Origin of the sequence: Hufsiella arboris, from assembly GCF_009834875.1 — a bacterium.
Taxonomy (GTDB): domain Bacteria; phylum Bacteroidota; class Bacteroidia; order Sphingobacteriales; family Sphingobacteriaceae; genus Hufsiella_A; species Hufsiella_A arboris.
The window spans coordinates 25279-50466 of sequence record NZ_WVHT01000009.1; the positions used below are offsets into that span (position 1 = coordinate 25279).

The 25188-nt window shown below is 42.9% G+C and carries 24 protein-coding genes; 7 read left to right on the plus strand and 17 right to left on the minus strand.

Going from position 1 to position 25188, the window contains the following annotated elements; translation table 11 throughout:
• Positions 1-84: 84 nt before the first annotated feature.
• From GS399_RS16820 to katG, 5 genes are all read right to left on the minus strand, one after another.
• Entirely contained in the window at positions 85-1269 is a 1185-nt protein-coding gene (locus GS399_RS16820) for a GAF domain-containing sensor histidine kinase (RefSeq protein ID WP_160845819.1), read from the minus strand.
• 111 nt (positions 1270-1380) lie between these two features.
• Entirely contained in the window at positions 1381-2103 is a 723-nt protein-coding gene (locus tag GS399_RS16825) for a class I SAM-dependent methyltransferase (protein WP_160845820.1), read from the minus strand.
• Positions 2104-2105: 2 nt separating this feature from the next.
• A complete protein-coding gene (locus GS399_RS16830; RefSeq protein WP_160845821.1) occupies positions 2106-2699 on the minus strand; it encodes a YdeI/OmpD-associated family protein in 594 nt (197 codons plus the stop codon).
• A gap of 12 nt (positions 2700-2711) precedes the next feature.
• The gene (locus tag GS399_RS16835) at positions 2712-3185 is read right to left on the minus strand and encodes an ankyrin repeat domain-containing protein (protein WP_160845822.1); all 474 of its coding nucleotides are present in this window, start codon (positions 3183-3185) and stop codon (positions 2712-2714) included.
• A 1092-nt stretch (positions 3186-4277) separates the two neighbouring features.
• Positions 4278-6548, minus strand: a complete 2271-nt coding sequence (katG, locus tag GS399_RS16840; protein WP_160845823.1) for a catalase/peroxidase HPI — start codon at positions 6546-6548, stop codon at positions 4278-4280.
• Positions 6549-7053: 505 nt separating this feature from the next.
• On the opposite strand from katG, the gene GS399_RS16845 reads away from it, so the two are divergent.
• From GS399_RS16845 to GS399_RS16860, 4 genes are all read left to right on the plus strand, one after another.
• A complete protein-coding gene (locus tag GS399_RS16845; protein ID WP_160845824.1) occupies positions 7054-7398 on the plus strand; it encodes a cupin domain-containing protein in 345 nt (114 codons plus the stop codon).
• 95 nt (positions 7399-7493) lie between these two features.
• On the plus strand, positions 7494-7940 hold the full coding sequence (locus GS399_RS16850; protein ID WP_160845825.1) for an SRPBCC family protein: 447 nt from the start codon (positions 7494-7496) through the stop codon (positions 7938-7940).
• A gap of 104 nt (positions 7941-8044) precedes the next feature.
• Positions 8045-8524 carry an SRPBCC domain-containing protein gene (locus tag GS399_RS16855; protein ID WP_160845826.1) on the plus strand — a complete coding sequence of 160 codons (480 nt, stop codon included), beginning with the start codon at positions 8045-8047 and terminating at the stop codon, positions 8522-8524.
• Positions 8525-8552: 28 nt separating this feature from the next.
• Complete coding sequence (locus tag GS399_RS16860) at positions 8553-9122, plus strand: class I SAM-dependent methyltransferase (RefSeq protein WP_160845827.1); 570 nt, start codon at positions 8553-8555, stop codon at positions 9120-9122.
• Positions 9123-9158: 36 nt separating this feature from the next.
• On the opposite strand, the gene GS399_RS16865 is transcribed toward GS399_RS16860, so the two are convergent.
• From GS399_RS16865 to GS399_RS21010, 3 genes are all read right to left on the minus strand, one after another.
• Positions 9159-11552: an ABC transporter permease gene (locus GS399_RS16865; RefSeq protein WP_160845828.1), complete on the minus strand. Its 2394-nt coding sequence runs from the start codon at positions 11550-11552 to the stop codon at positions 9159-9161.
• 169 nt (positions 11553-11721) lie between these two features.
• Positions 11722-12249, minus strand: coding sequence for a cupin domain-containing protein (locus GS399_RS16870; RefSeq protein ID WP_237487982.1), 528 nt, complete (start codon positions 12247-12249; stop codon positions 11722-11724).
• 141 nt (positions 12250-12390) lie between these two features.
• Positions 12391-12516, minus strand: a complete 126-nt coding sequence (locus GS399_RS21010) for a hypothetical protein (protein WP_255491707.1) — start codon at positions 12514-12516, stop codon at positions 12391-12393.
• Between the two features lie 393 nt (positions 12517-12909).
• Here GS399_RS21010 and GS399_RS16875 point away from each other — a divergent pair, with 393 nt between their 5' ends.
• Positions 12910-13650 carry a ThuA domain-containing protein gene (locus GS399_RS16875; RefSeq protein WP_160845829.1) on the plus strand — a complete coding sequence of 247 codons (741 nt, stop codon included), beginning with the start codon at positions 12910-12912 and terminating at the stop codon, positions 13648-13650.
• Between the two features lie 66 nt (positions 13651-13716).
• Here GS399_RS16875 and GS399_RS16880 read toward each other — a convergent pair whose 3' ends face one another.
• The 7 genes from GS399_RS16880 to rpmB form a co-directional block, all read right to left on the minus strand.
• The gene (locus tag GS399_RS16880; RefSeq protein WP_160845830.1) at positions 13717-14811 is read right to left on the minus strand and encodes an Ldh family oxidoreductase; all 1095 of its coding nucleotides are present in this window, start codon (positions 14809-14811) and stop codon (positions 13717-13719) included.
• A gap of 22 nt (positions 14812-14833) precedes the next feature.
• Positions 14834-16417, minus strand: coding sequence for a bacillithiol biosynthesis cysteine-adding enzyme BshC (bshC, locus tag GS399_RS16885; protein ID WP_160845831.1), 1584 nt, complete (start codon positions 16415-16417; stop codon positions 14834-14836).
• A 47-nt stretch (positions 16418-16464) separates the two neighbouring features.
• Positions 16465-17799: a 30S ribosomal protein S12 methylthiotransferase RimO gene (gene rimO / locus GS399_RS16890; protein WP_160845832.1), complete on the minus strand. Its 1335-nt coding sequence runs from the start codon at positions 17797-17799 to the stop codon at positions 16465-16467.
• Positions 17800-17832: 33 nt separating this feature from the next.
• Complete coding sequence (gene ftsY, locus GS399_RS16895) at positions 17833-18801, minus strand: signal recognition particle-docking protein FtsY (protein WP_160845833.1); 969 nt, start codon at positions 18799-18801, stop codon at positions 17833-17835.
• 68 nt (positions 18802-18869) lie between these two features.
• Complete coding sequence (locus GS399_RS16900; RefSeq protein ID WP_160845834.1) at positions 18870-19031, minus strand: DUF4295 domain-containing protein; 162 nt, start codon at positions 19029-19031, stop codon at positions 18870-18872.
• Between the two features lie 45 nt (positions 19032-19076).
• A complete protein-coding gene (gene rpmG, locus GS399_RS16905; RefSeq protein WP_160845835.1) occupies positions 19077-19259 on the minus strand; it encodes a 50S ribosomal protein L33 in 183 nt (60 codons plus the stop codon).
• A gap of 69 nt (positions 19260-19328) precedes the next feature.
• On the minus strand, positions 19329-19562 hold the full coding sequence (gene rpmB / locus GS399_RS16910) for a 50S ribosomal protein L28 (protein WP_160845836.1): 234 nt from the start codon (positions 19560-19562) through the stop codon (positions 19329-19331).
• Positions 19563-20204: 642 nt separating this feature from the next.
• Between rpmB and GS399_RS16915 the strand changes: the two genes are divergently transcribed.
• Together GS399_RS16915 and acs are read left to right on the plus strand one after the other, a co-directional pair.
• Positions 20205-20798 carry an acetate uptake transporter gene (locus GS399_RS16915; protein WP_160845837.1) on the plus strand — a complete coding sequence of 198 codons (594 nt, stop codon included), beginning with the start codon at positions 20205-20207 and terminating at the stop codon, positions 20796-20798.
• A gap of 63 nt (positions 20799-20861) precedes the next feature.
• Positions 20862-22787, plus strand: coding sequence for an acetate--CoA ligase (acs, locus tag GS399_RS16920; protein ID WP_160845838.1), 1926 nt, complete (start codon positions 20862-20864; stop codon positions 22785-22787).
• A gap of 54 nt (positions 22788-22841) precedes the next feature.
• Here the strand turns inward: acs and GS399_RS16925 are convergent, their stop codons facing one another.
• Complete coding sequence (locus GS399_RS16925) at positions 22842-23873, minus strand: NHL repeat-containing protein (protein ID WP_160845839.1); 1032 nt, start codon at positions 23871-23873, stop codon at positions 22842-22844.
• 20 nt (positions 23874-23893) lie between these two features.
• Positions 23894-24982 (minus strand): hypothetical protein, encoded by a 1089-nt coding sequence (locus GS399_RS16930; protein ID WP_160845840.1) that lies wholly within the window; start codon positions 24980-24982, stop codon positions 23894-23896.
• Between the last annotated feature and the right edge of the window lie 206 nt (positions 24983-25188).

The window sequence follows — 25188 nt, forward strand, 5'->3', positions numbered from 1 at the left end:
AAGTGACCAGAATTGTTTCATTGCGCAGTTCGATTTGTTAAAATAAAAGAACAATTTAAAATTTGAATGAGTAGCTGCAACTCGTTAAGCCTTCTGAGGGATAACTGCAGTGAAGCAAGTCTCATTGTCATCGGAAACGACATCTATCCTGCCGCCATGTGCCCTTGCAATTTCGGATGCTATGTAAAGTCCCAATCCCAATCCTTTATGGCCGGGTTTTACATCACCTCGAACAAATGGCTGAAACAATCGTTCGATATTTTCAGGGGTAATCTTTTTACCCGTATTCGCTATTGAGATTCTAAACTCTCCGCCGGTGGTCGTCGCCTTTACATTTACTTCACTTTCGGCAGGACTGTAACTAAGTGCATTGCCCAATAAATTTGACAACATTTGTGCTATCCGGGAACTGTCAACATAAACAGGGTTGCTAACCTGCAGGTCAGCATCTATCTTACGGGATTGCCATACCAGCTGTAACTCGTCGATTACATGTTTTATAGTCGCCTCCAGCTGATCATCTTCCCTGCGGTTCAACTGAACCCCCTGCCCTAATCTGCCACTTGCGAAATCCATGATATTGTTAATCAAACCCTTCATCCGGTAAGTGGAGTTATGAATAATGTCTGCGAACCGGACCGCGGCGTCATCCAGCGACATCCTTTTTAAAATTTGTACGGCATTATCAATTGCTCCGATGGGGTTACGCAGATCGTGCCCAAGCACCGCGATAAAAAGCTCACGCAGTTCGGCCATCTGCCGTTCTTCCGAAAGACTTTGTTCCGAACGGCTAACACGTTCAACCGCCTCGAGATGAAAAGCGATCAGATCAGTGTAAAGCTTAAACATGTTTATGATTTCCTCGTTGTTTAATTTCGCCGGCTTCGGATCAATTGCGCAAAGAGTGCCGAAGAATGTTCCGTCTTTCCGGAAAATAGGTAAGGAAATATAACTCTGAAAACCGTACATGGCCGGCGTATGATGATTAGCAAATTGCTCATCAAGAGCCACATGATCAATTATTACCCCACTGCCCGACTGCCGTATTTCATGACAAATTGTTGTTTCAAGCTTTAACTCTTCGCCGGGTTTCAGACCGAAGTTAATTTCATCGCGTACACTGCATGCTATCCACTGCTTATCCGTGACGCGTGCGACGGCTGCGAATCCCATACCTGTTGTTCGGCAAATGACGTTTAAAATGGTCGGAACAACCGAAATACTGTTAATCGCCTCAATATCGGCGTTTATGTTTTGTTCTTGTTTCAAAAGGGGTACTAAACCAATTATATCTGCTCTAAGATAAATATTTTCGCCGTTCCAATGAAGGTTTACCCCCTGCAGGTGTAGCAAAGCGGTTATGACAATTATCAGCTATGGCTATCTTGTCTTCTCGTAAACCAGGAAATGCTGCATAGGTAAAAATTCTTTTCGGTCGTAAAGTCTGTAGCCGTTGGCTATCATTTCTTTGTTAAGCTGGCCGACGCTCATTTTATGAAGTTCTTTAATAGCGACATCTGGATCCTCAGCCCGGTACTCGAGCAATAACAGCTTACCCGTTGGCTTCAACGCTTTAGACAAGGCCTGCAGCAGCTCATGAGGATATTCCACTTCGTGATAAACATCTACCATAATCGCCAGGTCGATGGTATTTTCTGGCAAATTGGGCGAAAACGGTGATCCTTTAATCACCTCTACATTTCGGAAATTACCGGCTTTTTTGTTATCGTTCAGCATGCGGATAAATTCATCCTGTATCTCGACGGCGTAAACCTTTCCCTGCTGAACCTTTTTAGCGATGCGGAAGGTATAATAGCCGCTCCCTGCGCCAATGTCTGCAATCACACTATTTTTCGTGATAGGTAGCGAACTGATTGCTTTAGATGTATTCTCTTCCTGGTTCCTGTTATTCCGTTCGAGCCATGCGGCGCCGGAGGCATCCATAAAGCGGGCGATCTCCCGGCCCATATAAAACTTGCCAGTGCCGCCGCTTCCCGGGGTATTGTACTGATATACCGAATCCTTGAAATTTTGTTGTTTCTCTGGGATTTGTCCACAGGCCGCCTGACAGTATATTACAAAAACACAGAGGCTTCTGATCATCTTCATGATTTTGGTTTCCATTCATTAGCCTTGACATTCTGTTCCGCCAGTCTTACCGTTTCTTCGATTCTTTTCTGTCGGGTCGCGGCTTGTTTCGCGTTCAGGATCCATTGCAAAATCGCTTTCTTTGAGGACGCTGAAAATGCATCCCAGTTAGCGTTAGCGGTTTTGTTTAACGATAGCAACTTAGCCAGATCAGCTGGCAGAGCTAAGTTATCAACCTCTTCTAAGGCTGTCCAGGTACCGGTTTGTTTAGCAAGTTTTATCATTTCCATCCCGGCATCTGTCATCAGGCCTTTTTTAATCAGCTGCTCCACACGTTCTTTGTTCACCTTGCTCCACTTACTTGCAGGTTTACGTTTGGCAAATGACAGGTAAAAACTTTGATCGTCGCGTTTGTTGGCTTTACTGTCAATCCAGCCGTAGCAAAGGGCTTCCTCCACAGCTTCCGGGTAATATACGCTGGGTACGCCGGATTCCTTTTTATAGATTACCAACCATACAAAGCTTTCCGAGCGACAATGCTCGTCCAGCCATTTTCGCCAATCAGCCCTGGATGCAGCTTCTATCGCACGCTGATCTTTGTACGTTTGCATCTGATGAATCATTTATGTCGTCAGCAATTCCAACCCTTCCACATTTCCCTGTTGCACCGCCAGATCCATAGCTGTTAGCCCCCGGCTTTCCCTCACGTATTTATCGGCGCCATGCTTTATCAGAATTTTCACCAGGGCGTTTCGGCCGAACATCGTAGCAAACATCAAAGCCGTACCTCCGTTGCCATGCTGCAAATTCAGATCAGCACCGTTTTCTATCAGCAGTTCTGCGATTTCCGGATAGCCTTTAAAGCAGACACCCATCAAGGCGGTATTGCCACCGGCATCCTGGGCGTTAACATCCGCACCGGCGTAGAGCAGCATTCGGGTCGCTTCAAGCTGTCCGTTGTAGGCAGCAATGATCAGCGGTGTATATCCTTTCTGATCGCGAATGTTTAATCCAGTTTTTTGTTCAATAAGTTCTTTTAAAAGTTCGAGATCGCCCGTCCGGGAAGCGTTGAATAGTGAATTCTCTTGTTCGTTCATAGTATGAGTAAAGGGTTATTGATCTGTTCAAATAACTCAAATACACAGATATGGTTTCATTTCGAGCTGACCCGGTACCAGGTTTGGCAAAAAATGAACATAGTTGATCAATGTATTGGAACTAGCTGCGGGATTTGCTTATTGAAATTTGTACGAGGATAATAGTCAGGATTTGAAACGTGCCTTAGTGTGCTTTTGGCAATTCGAGAAATTTGCTTAAACGAATGAGTACGATTTGGAAACGTGCGGCAGGTTCTTTTCGGCAAATGTAGTCCTTCTCCGCGTTTCAATTTTTGTGAACGCTCCGTATGGATTGACGGGGGGCTGCAACAAAAATTTCCTCTTCGATCAGGTTTATTGCACTCAAGCCTGCGTTTCATCGGTGAAAGGGATCGTGCTGTTCCGCAAAATAGTAGTAATATTCCAACGGTTATAAACCCGATATAAGTGAAAAGCTTTAAAGATGCACGAACATTCGGCTACCTGTAACAATCACTTTAAGCTTGCAACGTTAGCGGGACTATCGGAACCGACCAGCACAGGAACCTGCTTTCCAAAAATTAAAACTCATACATCTACAAATAATGAGTTGCCTTGTTGGTTCATAGTATGATAAGGATTATTGATCTGTTCAAATACTTCTATTAAACAGTTATGGTTTCGTTTCTGGTTGATTCCGTCAATAACAGATAATAGCTGTTGAGAATTACTTATAAAAATCGCACGCAGAAATAATAGTTAGATTTGAAAACGTGCGGCAGTGTATTTTGGCAATTGCAGTCCTGCCATCCGTTACAAGTCCTCACTCCACCGCACCTCCATAGCTTCGTTCCGGGCTTTGCACTGTTGTCAGGTTTATTGCACTCAAGCCTGCGTTTCATCGGTGAAAGGGATCGTGCTGTTTGGCAAATAGTAGTAATATTCCAACGGTTATAAACCCGATATAAGTTCACGCAAATAGTTAATCTAACCATCTGCGTTTGCTCTTCAACCCTTTCATTTTCGCCAGACACAAAGCTTCATAAAACAAAAAACCGCCCCATATCGAAATATGAGACGGCTTTCTTATTTTATGCCTCAATGAGAATGAACTTACAATGCCACGTCGAATCTATCGAGGTTCATTACTTTGTCCCAGGCTTTTATAAAATCCTGTACAAATTTATCCTGCGCGTCTGCACCGGCGTACACTTCCGCAACAGCTCTCAACTCTGAATTAGAGCCAAATACCAGGTCAGCGCGGGTAGCCGTCCATGTGGGCCGGTCTGTTGCGCGGTCATAGCCCTGGTATAATTCCTTGTCGTCTGAAGCCGCTTTCCATGCAGTGCGCATGTCGAGCAGGTTAACAAAAAAATCATTTGTCAGTTGCCCGGGCCGCTGTGTGAAAACACCATGTTTTGAACTATCAAAGTTTGTGTCCAGCACACGCATACCGCCTAACAACACGGTAAGTTCTGGCGCCGTAAGCGTTAACAATTGTGCCTTATCGATCAATAAAGCTTCCGTTGAAGCCCCCGATTTCGATTTGCCGTAGTTTCTAAAACCATCTGCTTTCGGTTCCAAAAACCCAACAGACTCCACATCGGTTTGCTCCTGGGAGGCATCCATACGGCCTGGTGTGAACGGAACAGCAATTTCATATCCGGCGTCTTTTGCGGCTTTTTCTACAGCAGCACATCCTGCCAGTACAATCAGGTCGGCAAGTGAAATCTTTTTGCCGCCGCCCTGTGCCGCGTTAAATTCATCCTGAATACCCCGAAGTATTTCCAGAACACTAAAAAGTTGAGCGGGATTATTTACCTGCCAGTCTTTTTGAGGCGCGAGGCTAATGCGTGCTCCGTTAGCGCCGCCACGTTTGTCGGAACCACGAAATGTTGACGCAGAAGCCCAGGCTGTCGATACCAGTTGTGACACTGCCAGGCCGGAGCCCAGGATCTTTGCTTTTAACGCATCGACATCAGCCGCATCAACCAATGCATGATCAACAACAGGAATAGGATCTTGCCAGATCAGTTCTTCCGCGGGTACATCCGGACCTAAGTAGCGCGCACGCGGACCCATATCACGATGTGTCAATTTAAACCATGCACGGGCGAACGCGTCGGCAAATTCATCCGGATTTTCGAGGAAACGCCGCGATATCTTTTCAAAACCGGGATCCAGCTTAAGCGACAAGTCTGTGGTTAGCATGGTAGGTAAACGCTTTTTCGACGGATCAAAAGGATCGGGTATAATACTCTCTGCATTTTTAGCAACCCATTGGTGAGCGCCACCTGGACTTTTGGTTAGTTCCCAGTCGAAGGCGAAAAGATTTTCAAAAAAGTTATTGCTCCATTGTGTCGGTGTAGTCGTCCAAGTTACCTCCAGGCCGCTTGTGATCGTATCACCAGCTTTTCCGGATCCAAAGCTATTGGCCCAGCCAAAACCCTGCAATTCAAGACCCGCCGCCTCAGGTTCCTTTCCGACGTGTTCGGAAGATGCAGCGCCATGTGTTTTACCAAAGCTGTGTCCGCCAGCGATCAACGCAACAGTCTCTTCGTCATTCATAGCCATACGACCAAACGTATCGCGGATGTCTTTAGCTGCGGCAATCGGATCCGGGTTTCCGTCAGGTCCTTCCGGGTTAACGTAGATCAGGCCCATGTGAGCTGCCGCAAGCGGATTTTCCAGGTTCCGTGAATGAATATCGCCATCAGCGTTTTCATCTGATGATACCACACCATGCTCGGCCAGGCCTGGTGAACCATGCGGATAGCGTTGATCGTTTCCTAACCAGGTTGTTTCCGAACCCCAGTATACGTCTTCTTCCGGCTCCCATACATCTTCGCGTCCACCGGCAAATCCGAAGGTTTTAAAGCCCATTGATTCTAAGGCAACATTTCCCGTTAGGACCAGCAAATCTGCCCAGGATAGTTTACGGCCATATTTCTGTTTAATTGGCCAGAGCAGCCTGCGGGCTTTATCTAAACTTACATTGTCGGGCCAGCTATTGAGTGGTGCAAAGCGCTGCTGACCGGCTCCCGCTCCGCCGCGACCGTCGCCCACACGGTAAGTTCCCGCACTGTGCCAGGCCATACGAATAAATAAGGGCCCGTAGTGTCCAAAATCTGCAGGCCACCAGTCCTGCGAATCAGTCATTAGCGCATGCAAGTCCTGTTTTACAGCCTCCAGGTCAAGGCTTTTAAATTCTTCAGCATAATTAAATTGCTCGCCCATGGGATTGGACAGTGATGAGTGCTGACGAAGAATGTTTACTCTTAGCTGATCCGGCCACCAGTCACGGTTCCTGGTACCGCCGCCGCCGACAGTCTGTTTAAGTGATCCGTTATGAAACGGGCATTTGCTGATGTCGTTTGATTCCATTTTTAAAAGTTTATAATGAATGATTATCTTTAATTGATCTTCTCTCCCGTATCGGTAAGATACCGGATATCGATTCCGGTTTTATAAAATTAGAACATTAAGGAATCAATTACCAATCAATTAATTTTATAAGAGGATAGTTTTAAACTATTGTGTCTGAAAGTATTTATAGTTGTGTTCTATAGACAATCAGGAGTGTTTCGAATAGTTTGATTGTAAAGGGTTATTCATTTCTGTCGCGTTTATTACACTCAGGCCTGCCTTTAATCGGGCAAAAGAAGGAACTGTGCTATTAGACAAAATAGAAGCAATGTCTTAAAAGGTTGTAAAGCCGACATATCGAAAAGCTTTAAAGGTGCACCTCCGCGAAACGACGCGAAATATTAAATAACAAGGAAACAAACCATAATTAATGCGGGTTTATGAGCCATTGCTGCACTGGTGATTCGTTCGCCTGCTTGAGTAATTATGGCAACAAATAATACAATTCAAACTCAAAGCAAAAATGGACAAACAACAAATATTAGTTAAAAAGAGCCTGAAAGAGATTAGCGACAAGGTTGACCAATCCTATGACAATTTTATTCTTGAAAATGTAAATGACCATTGTTTACGTATGGCAGTTATGCAGGGAGAATACCGATGGCATTACCATAAAAACACCGACGAGTTATTTATTGTGCTGGAAGGCGAGCTGAAAATTGAAATAAAAGACAGTGATACTGTGTTCTTAAAACCGGGTGAGTTTATTAAAATCCCCGCTAACACTATTCACAAAACAAGCGTTGCTTCGAGAACGGTAAATCTATGTTTTGAGCGAAATGCAGAAGATACGGTTTTTGTTGATTAAAGCCTTATTTTTTCATTTCTTGTAGTAGCTTCGTTTGTTATTGGGCTAGAGTTGTCAAGGCTAAAACCATTTTTTGTTCCTATATAAGTAAAACGATGTTCTCAACAAAAAACGATTCCGTAACGCTGGAAATGATATTCCGGGTTCCTATTGAAAAGGTTTGGCAAGCGTGGACCGATCCCAGGCTATTGTTGCTTTGGTTTGGCTCGGACCCAAATGGCAAGGGTTTAAAAGCTGAGCTCGACGTGCGTCCCGGAGGATCATTTGAAATAACTTTTCGCGACTCCAATAATACCGAGCATACCTGTTTTGGTGTTTACTCAGATGTAAACAAATTCAGCCATCTTGCCTTCAGCTGGACCTGGAAAAGTGAACCGGGAGTCGAATCATCCGTCACTGTCGAACTAAGTTCCGATGGAGATAATACAAGAATGCATTTTAGGCATGCTGACCTCGGTTTTTCGTCTGCTCATGATTACCAGGAAGGCTGGAAAACTACTTTTCAAAAGCTCGAAAAGGTTCTGACAAACGACCGCCTTTGATCTCCGCTTGCCCTGCTGCCTAGATAATAAAACTGATACATTTTAATTCAGGCAAATATGCTGTAGATTAGCATTAATCACCCCCCAATTAATACCTGAAGAAAATGGAACAGCCAAAAATTGCTCCTACAAACAAAGGAATTAGTATTAAAAAAACGCTGAACGCAGCTATCGATTTGGTTTGGGAAGTATGGACAAATCCTGGGCATATCGCAAATTGGTGGGGACCAACAGGATTTACCAGTACCATTCATAAGATGGAAGTAATAGCAGGTGGCGAATGGCGTTTGACCATGCACGGCGCCGACGGAAAAAAATACCCTAACAGAAGTGTTTTCAAAGAAATTATTCTGTTTGAGAAAATCGTCTTTGATCACTTTAACCCTAATTATGTTGCCACGATTGTTTTTACGTCAAAAGAAAACGAAACGTTAATCGAATGGACAATGGAATTTGAAACAGCTGAACTATTTGAAACCGTGGTTAAAGTTTTCAAAGCCGATGAAGGTTTAAACCAAAGTGTAGAAAAGCTGGAAGGCTACCTTTCTAAACTATTGCGTCAGTCTGCAATGGAAGACTCCTAGTGTGAAAGCAAATCAACGCAGAACCACTATGGGAAAAATTAAAAAACCACATCTGCATCCTGTTGAAAAATCCGGATCGCTGGAAAACATCTTCCGCTATAAGCTGCAAAATCCCCAAAAAATATTGGCTCGATATATTAAACCGGGAATGACTGTATTGGACTTCGGTTGCGGCCCCGGCTTCTTTACAATTGCCATAGCCGGCTTACTTAAAAATTCAGGAAAGATTATCGCCGCCGACTTACAATCTGGAATGCTTGAACAACTACGGTTAAAAATTAATGCTACAACCTTTAAAGATATTATTCAAGTCCATCAAACCCAAGAGCATACTCTTAACTTAACCGGAAAAGTAAACTTTGCAGTAGCGTTCTATTCTTTTCACGAGGTGGCTTACCTTGACAATATCATCGATGAAATCAAATCATTACTACAACCCGATGGAAAAATTTTCATCGCTGAACAAAGATTTCATGTTCCAAAGTCATCGTTTAACGCTATAGTAGATAAAATCAAAGAATATGGTTTCGAAATTACAGAAAGGCCAAAAGTCTTTTTTAGCCGCGCAGTCGTCATGAAATTGATAGAACAACATTAGCCTTTACAGCAATAAAAAATATCACCAGAGAGCTAGCTACTCACTGCGCAAACTCTTCACCGGATTGGCTATCGCCGCTTTAATCGATTGAAAGCTGATAGTAACGAGCGCAATAAATACCGACAGCAGTGCGATAAAACCAAATACCAGCCAGCTAACCTCGATACGATAGGCAAAACCCTGCAGCCATTTGTTTACTGCCATCCACGCAAGCGGCCATGCGATGATATTAGCTATCATCACCAGTTTAATAAAATTCCCGGCCAGCATCATTACGATATTTTCAACCGAAGCGCCAAGCACTTTTCGCACACCGATTTCCTTCACCCGTTTTTCAGCCGAGAAGGAAGCCAGGCCGAATAAACCTAAACATGAAATGAAAATTGCCAGGCCAGCAAGCAGGCCCACGATTTTGCTTACCTGGTTATCGGCACGGTAAACTTCTTCAAAATGATCGTCTAAAAATTGATATTCAAAAGGAAATTCCGGGTTTATTGCCGCCCATTTGCTTTTCATCATCGACAGGGCATCATTAGCCTTACCTCCGCGAATTTTCACAGACATGTAACGGAAACCCCAGTCGGAGCGGTTAACCATAAACATCGTTTCAATGGGATAATGCAGGGAATTAAAATTGAAATTTTTCGCAACACCGGTTATTGTTCCGGTCGAGTCGCCGCCGAAACGCTGGCCTATTAGTGAATTAACCGTCGCCTTCGGATGATCTTTAAGCAACTCTTTGGCAAGCGCTTCATTAATGATATATTCACGCCCGTTGGCGTTTTTATCTGCCGAGAAGTTCTTTCCTGAAATCAATTTTATTCCGTATAAATTCAGATAATCATGATCTACAACCAATTGCGTAGTAGCCATTTCCCGCAATGGATTGTCCTTATATTTAAATTGAACGCCGGTTTGGTCAAGATGACTTCCTAGATTATCGATTGATCCGGTTACGCCGGAAACCATGGAATTACCCTGAAATTCCTGTTTTAGTCGATCGTAATTACGTGAAGTCATACCGTCAAGCGTTATAATAACGACCTGGTCGCGACTAAAGCCCGGATCCTGCTGTTTCATATATAATAATTGTCTGACAACAAAAATGGTAGCGATCATCAGGAATATCGCACTGGCGAATTGTCCGATAACTAAAACGTTTCGCAGCGTACTTTTACCTTTCCCGGTGTCGATAGAGCCTTTAAGTACTTTAGCGGGTTTTACAGCCGATAAAAACAAGGAAGGGTAAATTCCGGAAAACACGCCAACAACTACAGCGCCGGATAAAGCAATCAGGATAAACGAAGGATCGTTAAGAGATAACTTTAGCGAACGCTCGCTAAGCTGGTTGATGTAAGGTAAAACCAAGGCAACGAGCCCGACTGCCAAAACCAGGCCTATTAATGACAGGATGATTGTTTCGCCCAGAAACTGTACAACCAGCTGCAACCTGAACGCACCGATCGATTTACGCACACCTACTTCGCGTGCTCGATCTGCGGAACGGGCTGTAGATAAATTCATAAAGTTGATACAGGCAATTGCCAATACAATGCAGGCAATTATGGTAAAAAGACTGGTAGTTTTTTTATCGAACTTTTGATGATTAAGGTAATCCAACCCAATATCTGCGGAATTAGCATGAACCTCTTTAAACGGAAGAAGAAACAATTCATAAAATTTCCAACCGTCACCATTCAAATGTCTTTTAAGATAGGCCGGAAATTTCTTTTCCAGGGCGGCAGCATCAGTACCCTCCTTCAGATCGAAGTAAGTATTCAACCAATTACCTCCCCAGCTGTACATCCAACTTTTATAGATAGAGCTGAAACTGTAAATCCCGTCAAACTGCAGCTGCGAGTTTTGCGGAACGTTTGCCAGAACTCCCGTTACAATAAAACTTACCGTATCGGTTCCGTAATGCGTGATCGTTTTTCCCATCGGATCCGTTTTGCCAAAAAGTTTTTCGGCTGTTTTATGTGTCAGAAGGATGCTGTTAGGCTTATTGAGTGCTGTTTTGCGGTCTCCTTTTAAAAGCGGAAAATCGAACAGCTCTAGGAAAGTTGAGTCGACAGCAAACACCTGCGGGAGAAATAGACGTTCATCTTTGTAGGTGATTTGATATTTATCATCCCATTTAACCCTTGAAAAATTCTTTATTTCGGGAAACTCGCTCTTGATCGTCGGCCCCATTGGATACATGGATAACGCCACTTTTTGAGAAGCCAGCATACCCGGAAACTTTTGTACCTCGTTTAACCGGTAGATATTTTTTGTATGAAAACTGTCGAAGCTCTTTTCGTACGAAACAAATAGAAATATTACAATGCAGGCGGCCATTCCGACGGCCAGGCCAATAATATTAATAGCAGAAAAGACTTTGTTTTTACGGATGTTCCGCAAAGCGATTTTAAAGTAGTTTTTTAACATGGTTTGCCGTTAACGATCAGCAAATGCCTGCCAAACTTATACCACATTAAAAAAACACTGATTGAGAGCGATTTAGACGCAGCAACTTTATACAGCGTTCGAAACCGGACAGTAATTGTTCGGTTTTATTACCGGAAAAGCGTATTGTTAATGAGATTATGAATTATATTCAGCTATCAAAATAATCCGGCGGAAAGAATTTTTGTCCGTACTTTTCTCCAATAGATTTTAATTTCTCCATATCCTCCTCGCTCATGGTTTTGGGTGGGGATAGAAAGGTTTCATTCTCTACCGGCACACCAATTTCCTCAAACATCTCTTCCATCCCGGCAGGTGTAATGATGCACAGCATATGGGCAAGCGTATCCGATTTATTTTTGAACTGATGTATCAAGCCGCCAAGAGGAATGTTAACAAACGAGCCCTTGATTGCGGTAATTTTCTCGCCCTCCAACCTTACCTCCACTTCGCCGTCCACTACATAGAAGGCTTCCTGGAAACCGGCGTGGGAATGCGGGCCCGGACCGCCGTTGGGAGGGACAAGCATATCGACAATTGCGTAGGCGCCGCCGGTTTGCTTGCCTGAAATGATAATGCGATAAGTGTTACCTGCCACAGAAAGACTTTTACCCTCACTCGCAGATACAACGGTCAGCTTATTATCCGGATTTTCCATCGGATGAATTGATCGCGGCAACAGCGCCGCTATTCTTTTAAATAAAATTGCTGGAAATTGGTTTTATAAATTCAGAGCCGCGTTAATTTTTTCATTAATTAGCTGGCTCAATACGTCGTTATAGGCGTATAACAAAAAAACCAGCCAAGGCTGGTTTTAATATTAGTTACATCCGCTGTGGCCGAGCAGCCAGTAAACAATGACGAAAATAGCTATTGTTCCAAGGCATCCTCCGCCCCATTTCCAGGCGGCAAAGCCGGCGATCAGTGTTCTGAAAAAGTTGTTCATCTTAATTTAAGTTTAGTTTGCATTAATTTTTCTTATACAGGCAGACGGTTTTTCTCCCATCGTTCTTACCTTATTTAAATCGTCAAAATTTACGTCGATGAAATATTATTTTTTATTCATCACGTAGGTATCAATAAACCACAACATTGCTTTTAGGTTTTCAAAAAATGGCGAAACCGAAACTTTTGCATTCCGGCCGTCGAATATGAAAAGCAACAGGTATTGGTTTATATAAAAAATGAGCAGTAAAACGCGAACAGTGTGTTTGAAATATTTTTTTAAAAAGATGTTGTGAGCTGGAATAAATTTTATGCATTTTAGTTTGTTTTCCAATCATCAGCGCAACAACAGGTGCTGAAGAAAGTTTAACGCTAACCATTTTACAAAACTGAAATGATATCAATTATTAAAAGTGTTACGATCGTTTTAGCAGCAGTATCCTTTTCATGTTCTGAGAAAAACCCTGAGGCGGTTAAACCGAGAGTTTTAGTGTTTACGAAAACAGCAGGTTTTCATCATCAATCCATTCCGGCAGGTGCCGCGGCTATTTTTAAATTGGCCGGTGAAAACAGCTTTTCCGCAGATTCTACATCCGACGCGACAAAGTTTACTCCGGACAACCTGAGTCAATACGCAGCAGTTGTATTTTTAAACACAACAGGCGATGTGCTAAACGACACCCAACAGGATGCTTTAAAAAAATTCATTGAATCGAAAAAAGGATTTGTAGGCGTACATGCGGCTACCGATACGGAATACGACTGGCCATGGTACGGCAATCTTGTTGGCGCATATTTCAGTAAACACCCGCAACAGCAGCAGGCTACTTTAAATGTAATTGACCGCAATTTTATTGCCACAAAACACCTCCCCGAAAAATGGTCACGCTGGGATGAATGGTACAATTACAAATGGATCGCCAGTGATCTTCATGTACTGATTACCATCGATGAGACGAGTTATACCGGCGGCGAAAACGGACCAAATCACCCAATGAGCTGGTATCACGATTATGACGGCGGACGGGCGTTCTATACCGAATTAGGCCATACTGACGAATCATATGCTGATCCCCTGTATCTCAAACATTTGCTTGGCGGCATTCAGTATGCGATAAGTGGGAAAATGAAGTAAAGTAAATCATCCGATGATTATTAGCGCTGAATATTAGTCATCGGATGACTTATAAACCGTCGGTTATCAAATCTGCTGTTTTAACAGACTAACCCCCAATTTTCCGGCAAGCTCATTCAAATCCTTCACCACCGGCTCAACTAATGGAATACCATTTTCCCTTCGGTAAACTTCAGCTTCCAGCTCCGGCTCTCCGGGAATGACAACCGGCTGATCAGCACTGATTGGCTTAGCCGATTTGAATCGCTCAATCCATTTATCCATGTGCTGCTTAAATTCATCAACCGGCCTGAACCCGTCAACACGCATGGCGCCAAAGAAATGGCCAATACCCGCGCCAGGCAGATCCGGTAATGGATCGATAAACGAAACGAACGGCGGCACCCATGGACCATAATTCGCGCCAGAAAGTACCGCAGAAAGTATATCAACTGTAGCTCCCAATCCAAAACCCTTGTGACTCCCATGATCGCGATCGCTGCCCAACGGTAGCAATGAACCTCCTGATTTCAACGCGTGAGCATCTGTTGTTAACTGCCCGTCTGATGTCTGAACCCAGCCGTCGGGAACTGGTTTATTTTTTCGCTGAGCGATTTCGAGCTTGCCGTTCGCAGCAGCCGAAGTTGCCATATCTACAATTACCGGAGGATAATTTCCGGCAGGAAAACCGTAGCACATCGGGTTGGTTCCGAGCAGCCTTTCCGTAGTAAAAGTTGGCGCCACCAGCGGACTTGCATTCGTCATTGCGAAGCCAATCATATCCTTTTCCACGGCCATTAATGCGTGATAACCGGCAATGCCAAAATGATTGGAGTTACGGACGGCCACCCATCCCGAACCAAACTTTTCAGCTTTTTCAAGAGCCACTTTCATAGCAAATGGAGCCACAACCAAACCAAGTCCGGCATCACCGTCCACTGTCGCGGTAGTTGGCGTTTCATGAACAATTTTTATATCAGGCGTCGCATTGATCCTTTTCTTTTCCCACAAACGCACATAACCGCTTAACCGGGCAACGCCATGAGAATCAATTCCGCGAAGGTCCGATTTCAACAGCACATCAGCAGCCAGGACAGCGTGTTCATCCGGGCAACCAATTTTTTTAAATACTGATTCTGTAAAGTTTCGTAAATAAGCTTCTTGAAATATAAGTTCGTTCATGGATTAACTTGCGAAAAACCGCTTAGTAAAGTATGGTAAATTTAAAATCGAGCGGATGTAAATTCTTGATTAGCCCGCCGATCAGATCGTCACCGTATTTTACGTATAGCGAACCAAAATTCTCTACTCGTTCCTGCAAAACACCATTCGGAAAAAGCTTTTCTTTTATTGCATCAATCTGGGATAATGCGGTCGAATAATTCCGCTTTTCGGCTTTCACCAGTTTTTTTTCCAGATTTTGAATATTGTGGTGAAGTCGCTCGCGAACAGCTTCTGTACTGGGCGCTAAGGTTGAATCAATTTTATAAGCCCGCAGCTTTATTTTTTCGAAAATACATCGAAGCTCCTGCCACTCATCAACCAGGTTTAAACTATGGTTACTATTTTGTTTGACCCAGTCTGCTTTCAGCTTGTCGATATCACCAAACAGGTCGATAAAGTTAAGATTTAGTCTTTTCAGTTTCGCCTCCGTCGATTCATCCGCGATCAGCGCTGAGTTACGCAGAAACAATATCGGAAAATCAACCTCGTAAAAATCGAAATTCTGCTTCAGCTGCAGCCAGTAAACTAATTCTGCTCCGCCACCAATATAAGCGAGATTAGGCAAAATAACTTCCTGGTAAAGCGGCCGCATCATAACGTTAGGACTGAAACGCTCGGGGTGACCGTCAATCTCTGCCTCAAGCTCTCCCGGCGAAAAAGAGAGATCAGAATTCAATACGAAATATTTCTGGTTTTCGAAGACAAGGCGTTCGCGAAAGTTTTCTTTTACATAAAAGAAATTGATTTCACGGGCATGCACCTGGCTTTCAAAGCCGGCTTTATGCAGCTTTTCACTTCCTTCGTTAATCTCCCTGAAACTGTTTTGTTCGAGGATGTCCTTTTTTATAATTGACGAGAATTGCTTTTTGAACCGAACATCGTCGGCATCGATGATTACCAGGCCATATTGCCCGAACAATTCATTAACCAGGTATCGTGTGGCATAAGCAAGAGTCGACTGCGCATAAGCCGCTTTGACAATTTCTGAAAGCTTCAGCGCATTTTCTGAAATCCCCAGAATACCCGCATACTGCCGGACTGTTTCTGAAATAGTTTCGGTAGAAATTTTTCCGGTAGGGCCTGCAGCATCATAGTCCCAGGATATTTTTTTTCCGTGTAAATTGGTGTGATTGATCTCAGCAAAATCGTGATCTTCCGTGGCCATCCAGTAAACCGGAACAAAATTCTTATCCGGAAATTCAGCGCTAAGCTGTTTAGCCAGATTGATCGCATGTACAATCTTGAAAAGAAAAAATAATGGCCCGGTAAAAATATTTAGTTGGTGGCCCGTTGTTACAGTAAAAGTATTGTTGTTTGCGAGACTTTTGATGTTACCGCTTACTTTCTCAAACGCTGTCGTTTTTCCGTTGTATTGCTCCCTCAAAACTTCGACCAGGATTTTCCGGTCAGCGAGAACCTTTTTTTTAGAAAGAAGATTTTTAAATCCGTTTAGATCCGCCCGTTCATTGATAAACGGATCCAGACGATCGTCGCCGTTGAGGTAACTGATCACCGTTTTTGAAAAGGCCTGCGTTTGATCGTAATTGATGTAAGCTGCTTTCATCGCGAACGAAAATAGCGCTATTTAATCAATAAGCTAAATGAGCATTTTTATTTGACAATATGTCCATATAAATCGAAGTCTTCAGCCCGGTCTATTTCGACGTTTACAAACCCACCCGGTGAGATATAGTCATTGGTTGCTTCAACAAGCACTTCATTGTCCACCTCCGGCGAATCATATTCTGTACGGCCTACCAGGTAGTCGCCTTCCTTTTTATCTATTAAAACCTTGAACGTTTTGCCAATTTTCAGCTGATTGATATCGAAAGAAATTCCTTGCTGAACTTCCATAATGGCATCTACCCGATCCTCCTTAACTTGTTGAGGAACATCGTCCACCAGCGAATGCGCGTGAGTTTTTTCTTCGTGAGAGTAGGTAAAGCATCCAAGACGGTCGAAACGTGTTTCTTCCACCCAGTTACGCATGTCATCAAAGTCTTGTTCGGTTTCACCCGGATAACCGCAAATCAATGTCGTGCGCAAGGCAATATCAGGCACTTTATCACGAATGGCTTTCACTAAATCCGTGGTCTTTTCCTTTGTTATACCTCTCCGCATAGATTTCAGCATGTTATCCGAAATATGCTGCAAAGGCATGTCAAGATATTTGCAAATATTTGAACGCTCATTCATCACATCCAGAATTTCCATCGGAAAGCCTGAAGGGTAAGCATATTGCAAACGAATCCAGTCGATTCCGTCAACATCAGAAAGATGTTTCATCAGATCAGCAAGATTGCGTTTTCCGTAAAGATCCAAGCCATAATAGGTTAGATCCTGCGCTATTAAAATCAATTCCTTTGTCCCGTTCTTCGCAAGCGTTTTTGCTTCTTTTACCAAATCTTCGATTGATTTTGAAACGTGCTTACCTCGCATCAGCGGAATTGCACAAAACGAGCATGGGCGATTACAGCCTTCGGCGATCTTAAAGTAAGCGAAATGTGACGGAGTGGTTAGTAAACGCTCACCGATCAGCTCATGACGGTAATTAACGCCTAAGGTCGAAAGAATCTGCGGCAGGTCATTCGTGCCAAACCAGGAGTCTACATTCGTGATTTCCGCTTCCAGTTCAGGCTTATAACGTTCAGAAAGGCATCCGGTAACGATTACTTTCCCGACTTTGCCCTGATCTTTTAACTCACTGTATTGTAAAATGGTATCGATCGATTCCTGTTTGGCATTATCAATAAAACCGCAAGTGTTGATAACGATAATATCATTTTGCCCAACTTTTTCAGCTTCATGGACTACGTCGATGGCATTACCACGAAGTTGTCCCATCAAAACTTCCGAATCGTATATGTTTTTTGAGCATCCAAGCGTAACAACGTTTACCCGTGGTTTAGAAATTACAGCTGGCTGTTCTTTAAATTTAGTTTTCATTTCAATCGCACTTTTCGTTCTTGTTCTGGCTGATTATTCCTGCTTAAATAATGAATCAACAAATGCTTTACGGTCAAATAACTGCAGATCGTTTACGCTTTCACCTACCCCGATATATTTAACAGGAATTTTAAATTGGTCAGAGATGCCTATTACAACACCGCCTTTTGCTGTGCCGTCCAATTTAGTTAGTGCCAGCGCATTTACATCAGTTGCCTGTGTAAACTGCCTACATTGTTCGATAGCATTTTGACCGGTAGAGGCATCGAGAACCAATAAAATCTCATGTGGCGCACCCGGAACAACTTTTTGCATTACATTTTTGATCTTGCTCAGCTCATTCATTAGCGCAACCTTGTTGTGCAGGCGACCGGCGGTATCTATAACTGCTACATCGTCGCCATTTGCCACAGCAGATTGCAAGGTATCAAAAGCTACAGAAGCCGGATCCGAACCCATCGCCTGAGCTACGACACGAACATCCACACGTTCGCCCCAAAGTTTTAACTGATCGACAGCTGCCGCACGAAATGTATCAGCTGCGCCTAAAACGACTTTATTCCCGGCGGCCTTCAGCTTGCTTGCCAGCTTGCCGATTGTAGTTGTTTTGCCCACTCCGTTCACACCAACCACCATGATCACATAAGGCTTATGACTGCCATATTCGAAGTTTTCGAAATCGCTGCTATTATTTTCGGCAAGGAGATTTTGAATTTCCTGGCGGAGAATGCCATTTAATTCTGTGGTATTAATGTACTTATCCCGGGCAACCCGCTCTTCAATTCGTTGGATTATCTTAAGGGTTGTGTTAACGCCGACATCCGACGTTACCAATATTTCTTCCAGTTCATCCAGCACATCATCGTCAACCGTAGCTTTCCCGACAACAGCTTTCGTAATTTTAGAAAACAGACCTTCTTTGGTTTTTTCCAAGCCTTTATCAAGGGCTTCCTGTTCCTGAACAGATGTTTCCTTTTTCTTGAAGAAATCGAATAATCCCATAATCCTTATAAAATAAAAGCCCTCCTGATCATCTCGGGACGGCTCCTTTAAACTATTTTGAAGTACAATTACGCTTTTGAAGCAGCGATAGCATCTTTGATGTGATCGTTATGTACAATTGCTTCTTTAAAAGAGTAAGCACCAGTTTTTGGTGATTTCACCATGGTAACAACTTTTGAGTATTCTTTACCTTTACCGGTTTTCAGGGTTGCAACTACTTTCTTTGCCATGTTATTTAAAAATTAGATTTTAACGTTGGAAAAACCAGGTTAAAATTATTTAATCTCTTTGTGAACAGTTACCTTTTTCAGAACAGGATTGTATTTTTTCAACTCCAAACGCTCTGTGGTATTCTTTTTATTTTTCTTGGTGATGTAACGAGACATACCAGGTAAGCCACTTTCTTTGTGCTCAGTACATTCTAGAATAACCTGAACTCTATTACCTTTCTTAGCCATTTTCTTATTTTTTACGCTTTAGCTTAACACTGTTAGCAACGAGCTATCAGCTATCAGCTATCAGCAGATTTATACGTATCCTTTTTTCAAAAATTTATCAATCACAGCACTGATGCCATTTTTATTGATGGTTTTGATTGCTGATGTAGAAACCTTCAGCGTAATCCATTTACCTTCCTCAGGAATATAAAATTTCTTTACCTGAAGGTTAGGGTAAAATCTGCGCTTGGTTTTCACGTTTGAGTTAGAAACGTGGTTACCTTTGATAGGCGCTTTTCCTGTTAAATCACAAATTCTCGACATGACTTATGTTGTGTTTCGTTATCTTTTATCTACAGCCTCTTAAAGAGTTTGCAAATATCTGAATAAAAATTCTAATACACAACAGGATATTGAAAAATATATTGAGGAATTTATGATATTACGTTAATTGGTAATATGAATAAATGTATCATTTTCAATAAGTATCAAATTCAACTATCAGAAGCGAAAAGATCAGAACATCCAATAGCTAACGGATCAGATTTATTGCACAACGTTTTGTTTTCATCGGTTTTAACGGCACGTGCCCGGATTCGGAAATAGCAACAGTGATTGAACGGTAATAAACCTGACATACGCGAAAAGCTTGAAGGCGCAGTAGCTTGCCAACGGCAATTCCCTTCACTTTAAGCTTGCAGCATTGGCAGGGCTATCGGAAACCAAAAGTTCGGAACCCTGCTTTCCAAAAAATAATCATAGCACTTCTATGCTCCTACCTGCTCTGTAAAGGCTTGACGTACACAAAATTTCAGTCATTTAAATCATTTGAGATGATATACCGTTTGCCCCGGTTTGTCTCTTCTCAAACCGAAAAACGAGTAAATATAAAACATCAATCACCTTGAATTTTTTGAGATTGTATTACTATGTTTATAGCAACCAAATAAACTTAAATCTGAAATAATGAGCGAAAACACGTATCACCTTTCGGTGAAAGATCAAACCGCCAACCCTGCACCACTTGGGCTCTTTGGCTTCGGAATGACAACCATCCTTCTAAACATTCACAACGCCGGAGTTTTTGAACTTAACTCAATGATCCTTGCAATGGGCCTTTTTTACGGCGGACTAGCGCAGATCATTGCCGGTATTATCGAAGCGAAAAAAAATAACACCTTCGGATTAACCGCTTTTACATCTTACGGCTGCTTTTGGCTTACGCTTGTAGGTTTAATTGTTATGCCGAAATTAGGCTGGATTCCTGCGACATCTGAAACTGGTATGGCTGCTTATCTCGGAATTTGGGGAATATTTACATTGTTACTGTTTATCGGAACCTTCCGGTTAAATAAAGCACTCCAGTTAGTTTTCGGAACACTCACCGTTCTTTTCTTTATGCTGGCAATCGGCGATGCGACAGGCAACGCTCAGTTAAAACAATTTGCCGGCTATGAAGGCATTCTTTGCGGCTCGCTGGCTGTCTATACCGGAATCGCGAACGTTCTGAATGAACTTTATGGAAGGATTGTTTTACCATTAGGAGCTGTCAATAAATAAAATCCCTTGGTGAAACCTGTTAATAGTTTATAAATTTACCAGCACAACCACCAAACTTAATTTATGAACTTACAGGTTTCTTCATTCGAAGACTACAAAAAGACTTACGACTACAGCGTTAAAGAGCCAGAAAAATTTTGGGCAGAGATAGCTGAGAATTTCCAGTGGAAAAAGAAGTGGGATACTGTTTTAAACTGGAATTTTAAAGAACCAGCTATTAAATGGTTTGAAGGAGCGAAACTAAACATAACCGAAAATTGCCTGGATAGGCATTTGGATACTATTGGTGATAAACCTGCAATTATCTGGGAGCCAAACGATCCGGAAGAAAGCCATCGTGTGCTGACTTATAAACAACTGCATGATAAAGTTTGCCAGTTTGCCGTCGTTTTAAAAAATAACGGAATCCAAAAAGGCGACCGGATATGTATCTACATGCCGATGATCCCTGAACTGGCAATAGCCGTTTTAGCATGTGCGCGTATCGGCGCTATCCACTCCGTTGTTTTCGGAGGATTTTCCGCACAATCTATCGCCGATCGGATCCAGGACGCCTCATGCAACCTGGTAATTACAGCCGACGGCGGTTTCAGGGGAGGTAAAGATATCCCATTAAAATCAGTCATAGACGACGCCCTGGTTCAATGCCCATCTGTAAAAAAAGTTATTGTTGTTACAAGAAGCCGCACGCCGGTTTCTATGATCAAAGGCCGTGACGTTTGGTGGGAAGATGAAATAAAAAAGGTGGAAACGATGGGTAATCCCGAATGCCCGGCTGAAGAAATGGACGCGGAGGATATGTTGTTCATTCTTTATACCTCAGGTTCGACAGGAAAACCTAAAGGTGTGGTTCACACCTGCGGAGGTTATATGGTTTATACCGGGTATACGTTTTCAAATGTATTTCAATATCAGCCGGGAGAAATCTATTTCTGTACCGCCGACATTGGCTGGATAACAGGCCACTCTTATATAGTATACGGTCCATTATCACAGGGAGCGACCACGGTTCTTTTCGAAGGTGTGCCAACCTGGCCGAATGCATCAAGATTCTGGGATATCGTTGAAAAACATAAAGTAAACATTCTTTATACTGCGCCGACCGCAATCAGATCTTTAATGGGTTTTGGATTAGATCCGCTGAAAGGCAAGGATTTAAGCTCCTTAAAAAAGCTGGGTTCTGTTGGAGAACCAATCAATGAAGAGGCATGGCACTGGTTTGATGAGCATATCGGGAATAAGGAATGTCCAATCGTTGATACCTGGTGGCAAACAGAAACAGGTGGAATCATGATATCGCCCATAGCTGACGTTACACCTACAAAACCGGGGTATGCAACTCTGCCCTTGCCGGGTATTCAACCAATACTGGTCGATGAAAATGGAAAGGAATTAGAGGGTAATGACGTAAGCGGGAATCTCTGCATAAAATTCCCATGGCCGGGAATGCTGAGAACAACTTATGGTGATCATGAACGCTGCCGGACAACCTATTTTGCAACTTATGAAAACTTGTATTTTACTGGGGACGGATGTTTGCGCGATGCAGATGGCTATTATCGCATCACCGGCCGGGTGGATGACGTATTAAACGTGTCCGGCCACCGGATTGGAACTGCTGAAGTTGAAAATGCTATAAACATGCACTCAAGCGTTGTTGAATCTGCGGTTGTCGGTTTCCCTCATGATATTAAAGGCCAGGGAGTTTACGCTTATGTAGTTTGCCCGGAACATCATAGTGACGAGGAACTTACACGTAAGGATATTATCATGACCGTTTCGCGAATTATCGGCCCGATCGCGAAACCTGACAAGATTCAGTTTGTAAGTGGTTTGCCTAAAACACGATCGGGAAAAATCATGCGCCGTATTCTTCGGAAAATTGCTGAAGGCGATACCTCTAATCTCGGCGACACCTCTACCCTGCTTGATCCGGGAGTTGTTGACGAGATAAAAATCGGATCGGAAAAAATGAAAGTACATCCCTGATAATATTTTAAAGGTCTGTCTCCCAACTTCGACAGACCTTTAAAGTATTATTTTTTACAAAGTGATTTTTCGGATCTTGGTGCTACGATAAAACTCTGTGAAATAAATGGCACTTTCATCTTTGGAAATTGCCAGTTTAAATGCGTGAACATCCGCGTCCCTTCCAACTCCGTCGCGGTCATCCGAATAAGTTTCGTTAGGACCGGCGATTACTTCCACAGTATTTTTCTTGAGATCGATTTTTTTAATGAACTCGTTATCTGCGACATAGATGGCACTACCATCTCTTTTAGCAGTAATTCCGGTAACATCCGTAAAATGGTAGCTGATCGTAGCAGGTTTAATTACTTTGTTTTTATCCAAAATGTATAACTGGGGTTCGTCAACAGGGTTAACCGGGCCATATGTGCGTCCCATCAAATACTTAACGCCGTCCTTACAGGCAGCTATCAATTCAAACCTTATAGTAAGACTTACATCATCTATCTTTAATATTAGTGACAATGGAAGTCGCTTTAACGGTTCAATCTGATATACGAAAAAATTATCCTGGATGCGGGCTCTGTCTATTGCCCACACTAAGTTAAGCTGCGGATCTGCGCTTAAGCCTCCCTGATCAACCAGCTCGCGACTTATCGGATGATCGCTGCTACCTGGTTTAAAACTTATAATTGAGGGAGAAGATCTGAAATCACCATTCTGGGAAAAAGTAATGGTGCCATCATTTGTAACAGCGATTTCTCCAGGTGCGAACAATGCAGGAAGGGAATTTTCCGGGTAGTGGATTGTTGTAACAATGCTGTCTGATTCAATTTTTCGAAGGCTCGATGCAATAGGATCCGTTATATAGATATTATTGCTCACGGCGGAAACTGCTATCCCATTTGGGCCGATAAAATATGCATTTTTACCAATTCCATCTTTCTGTTCTTCTGTGTTGTTTCCACCGGCAATGGTAGTTACTGTGTATTGTGAAGAAGTACCAAGCGTCTTGGGCTTTCCCAAATCATCCATGTTTTCGCTTTTGCAACCAATTCCAAGCAACACGACTCCTGCCGCTACCTTGAATAAAATATCAGATTTCATAGTTCTTTGCTTAAGTTGCGTTAATGTCCTTTATAGCCGGGAAGCGTCATCATTCTAACGCCATTGTTATTCCGGTCAGTGAAGTAAAGTATATGTCGTTTATCATCAATGGCTAATCCCCAGGCATTAATATCAGTTTCAATACCGGTTGTACTTGTTCTTCCGCGTGGGTAATAAATATTAGAGACTATACCATTTTCAACTTTTTTGATAGCTCCGTCACTTGCTAGAAAAATGGTTCTTCCATCTGCGGTAGCCGCAATATCAGTCGCATTAGGGAATACCTCCCCATAATTGTAAGGTGGTATAGTAAACACCGGCGCTATTTTGGTAAAAACACGTTCCTGGGTGAATTTGTAAAGCTGGTAAGCTGTAACCAAATACTTAACACCATTTGGGCCTGCGTAAATCGCGTTTGGATATTCCAAAGTAAAAAGTCCGCCACCCGGGCTTCGTATCGCAAGTGTATCTCTTGGAATAGTAAAATTCGGCAATTGTATATGGTCCGACCAGAACTTGCCGATACCGCCAGCGCCGGTGAACCAGAAAAATTCCTGATACGGATCCTGAGACATTCCAGACACGTTTAAATTAGATGTTTGAACCGTATAAATACTGCGACCAGGTTTATAAATTCTTCCGAATACGATATTGTTCAGGGTATTAAAAAGAACGTTGATAGTACCATCATCGCTTACTCCGACGCGTAATGGTCGCAGCATTTTCAATCCGTTGGAACCAGTCGGAGTGTTTAAAGTTGTAACCGTGCCTACATATTGGATTGTTGAATTAGGCCCGGGCTTAAGTACAACTTTTCGAATCGCACTATTTCCTGCATCCGCAATGTATAACGTGTCTTTATTTTTAAGTTGGATACCGGCAGGACCAGAAAAATGCGCATCCCTTCCCTCCCCGTCCCGAAACATCGGAGCAAGCGACGATCCGCCGGCAACCGTGTAAAGCGTATAGGGTGGAATGTTTACCATTGCCTTTACCTGATCTGTGGTACTAAGTTGAGCATCAGGTTCCGGGAAGTTTTCTTCCTTACAGGTAACAAATAAAAACGATGAAACAACAACCCAGGTGAGCGATGTAATTTTTAGATTCATAATGCATAGGGTTAGTAAGAGTACCAAATTTACCTATGCGTACGTCCTTTATCATGAACACAGAATGATTGCCCATGAATTGTGATGTTATGAGAAATTTCAACCAGGCATGGACAGGTGGCGAATTTATGGTTTTCAAAACCCATAAAATAAAAAAGCAATCGTTGTAACAACTGCTTTTCTTCTAATTTCCCGGTGAACCGCGT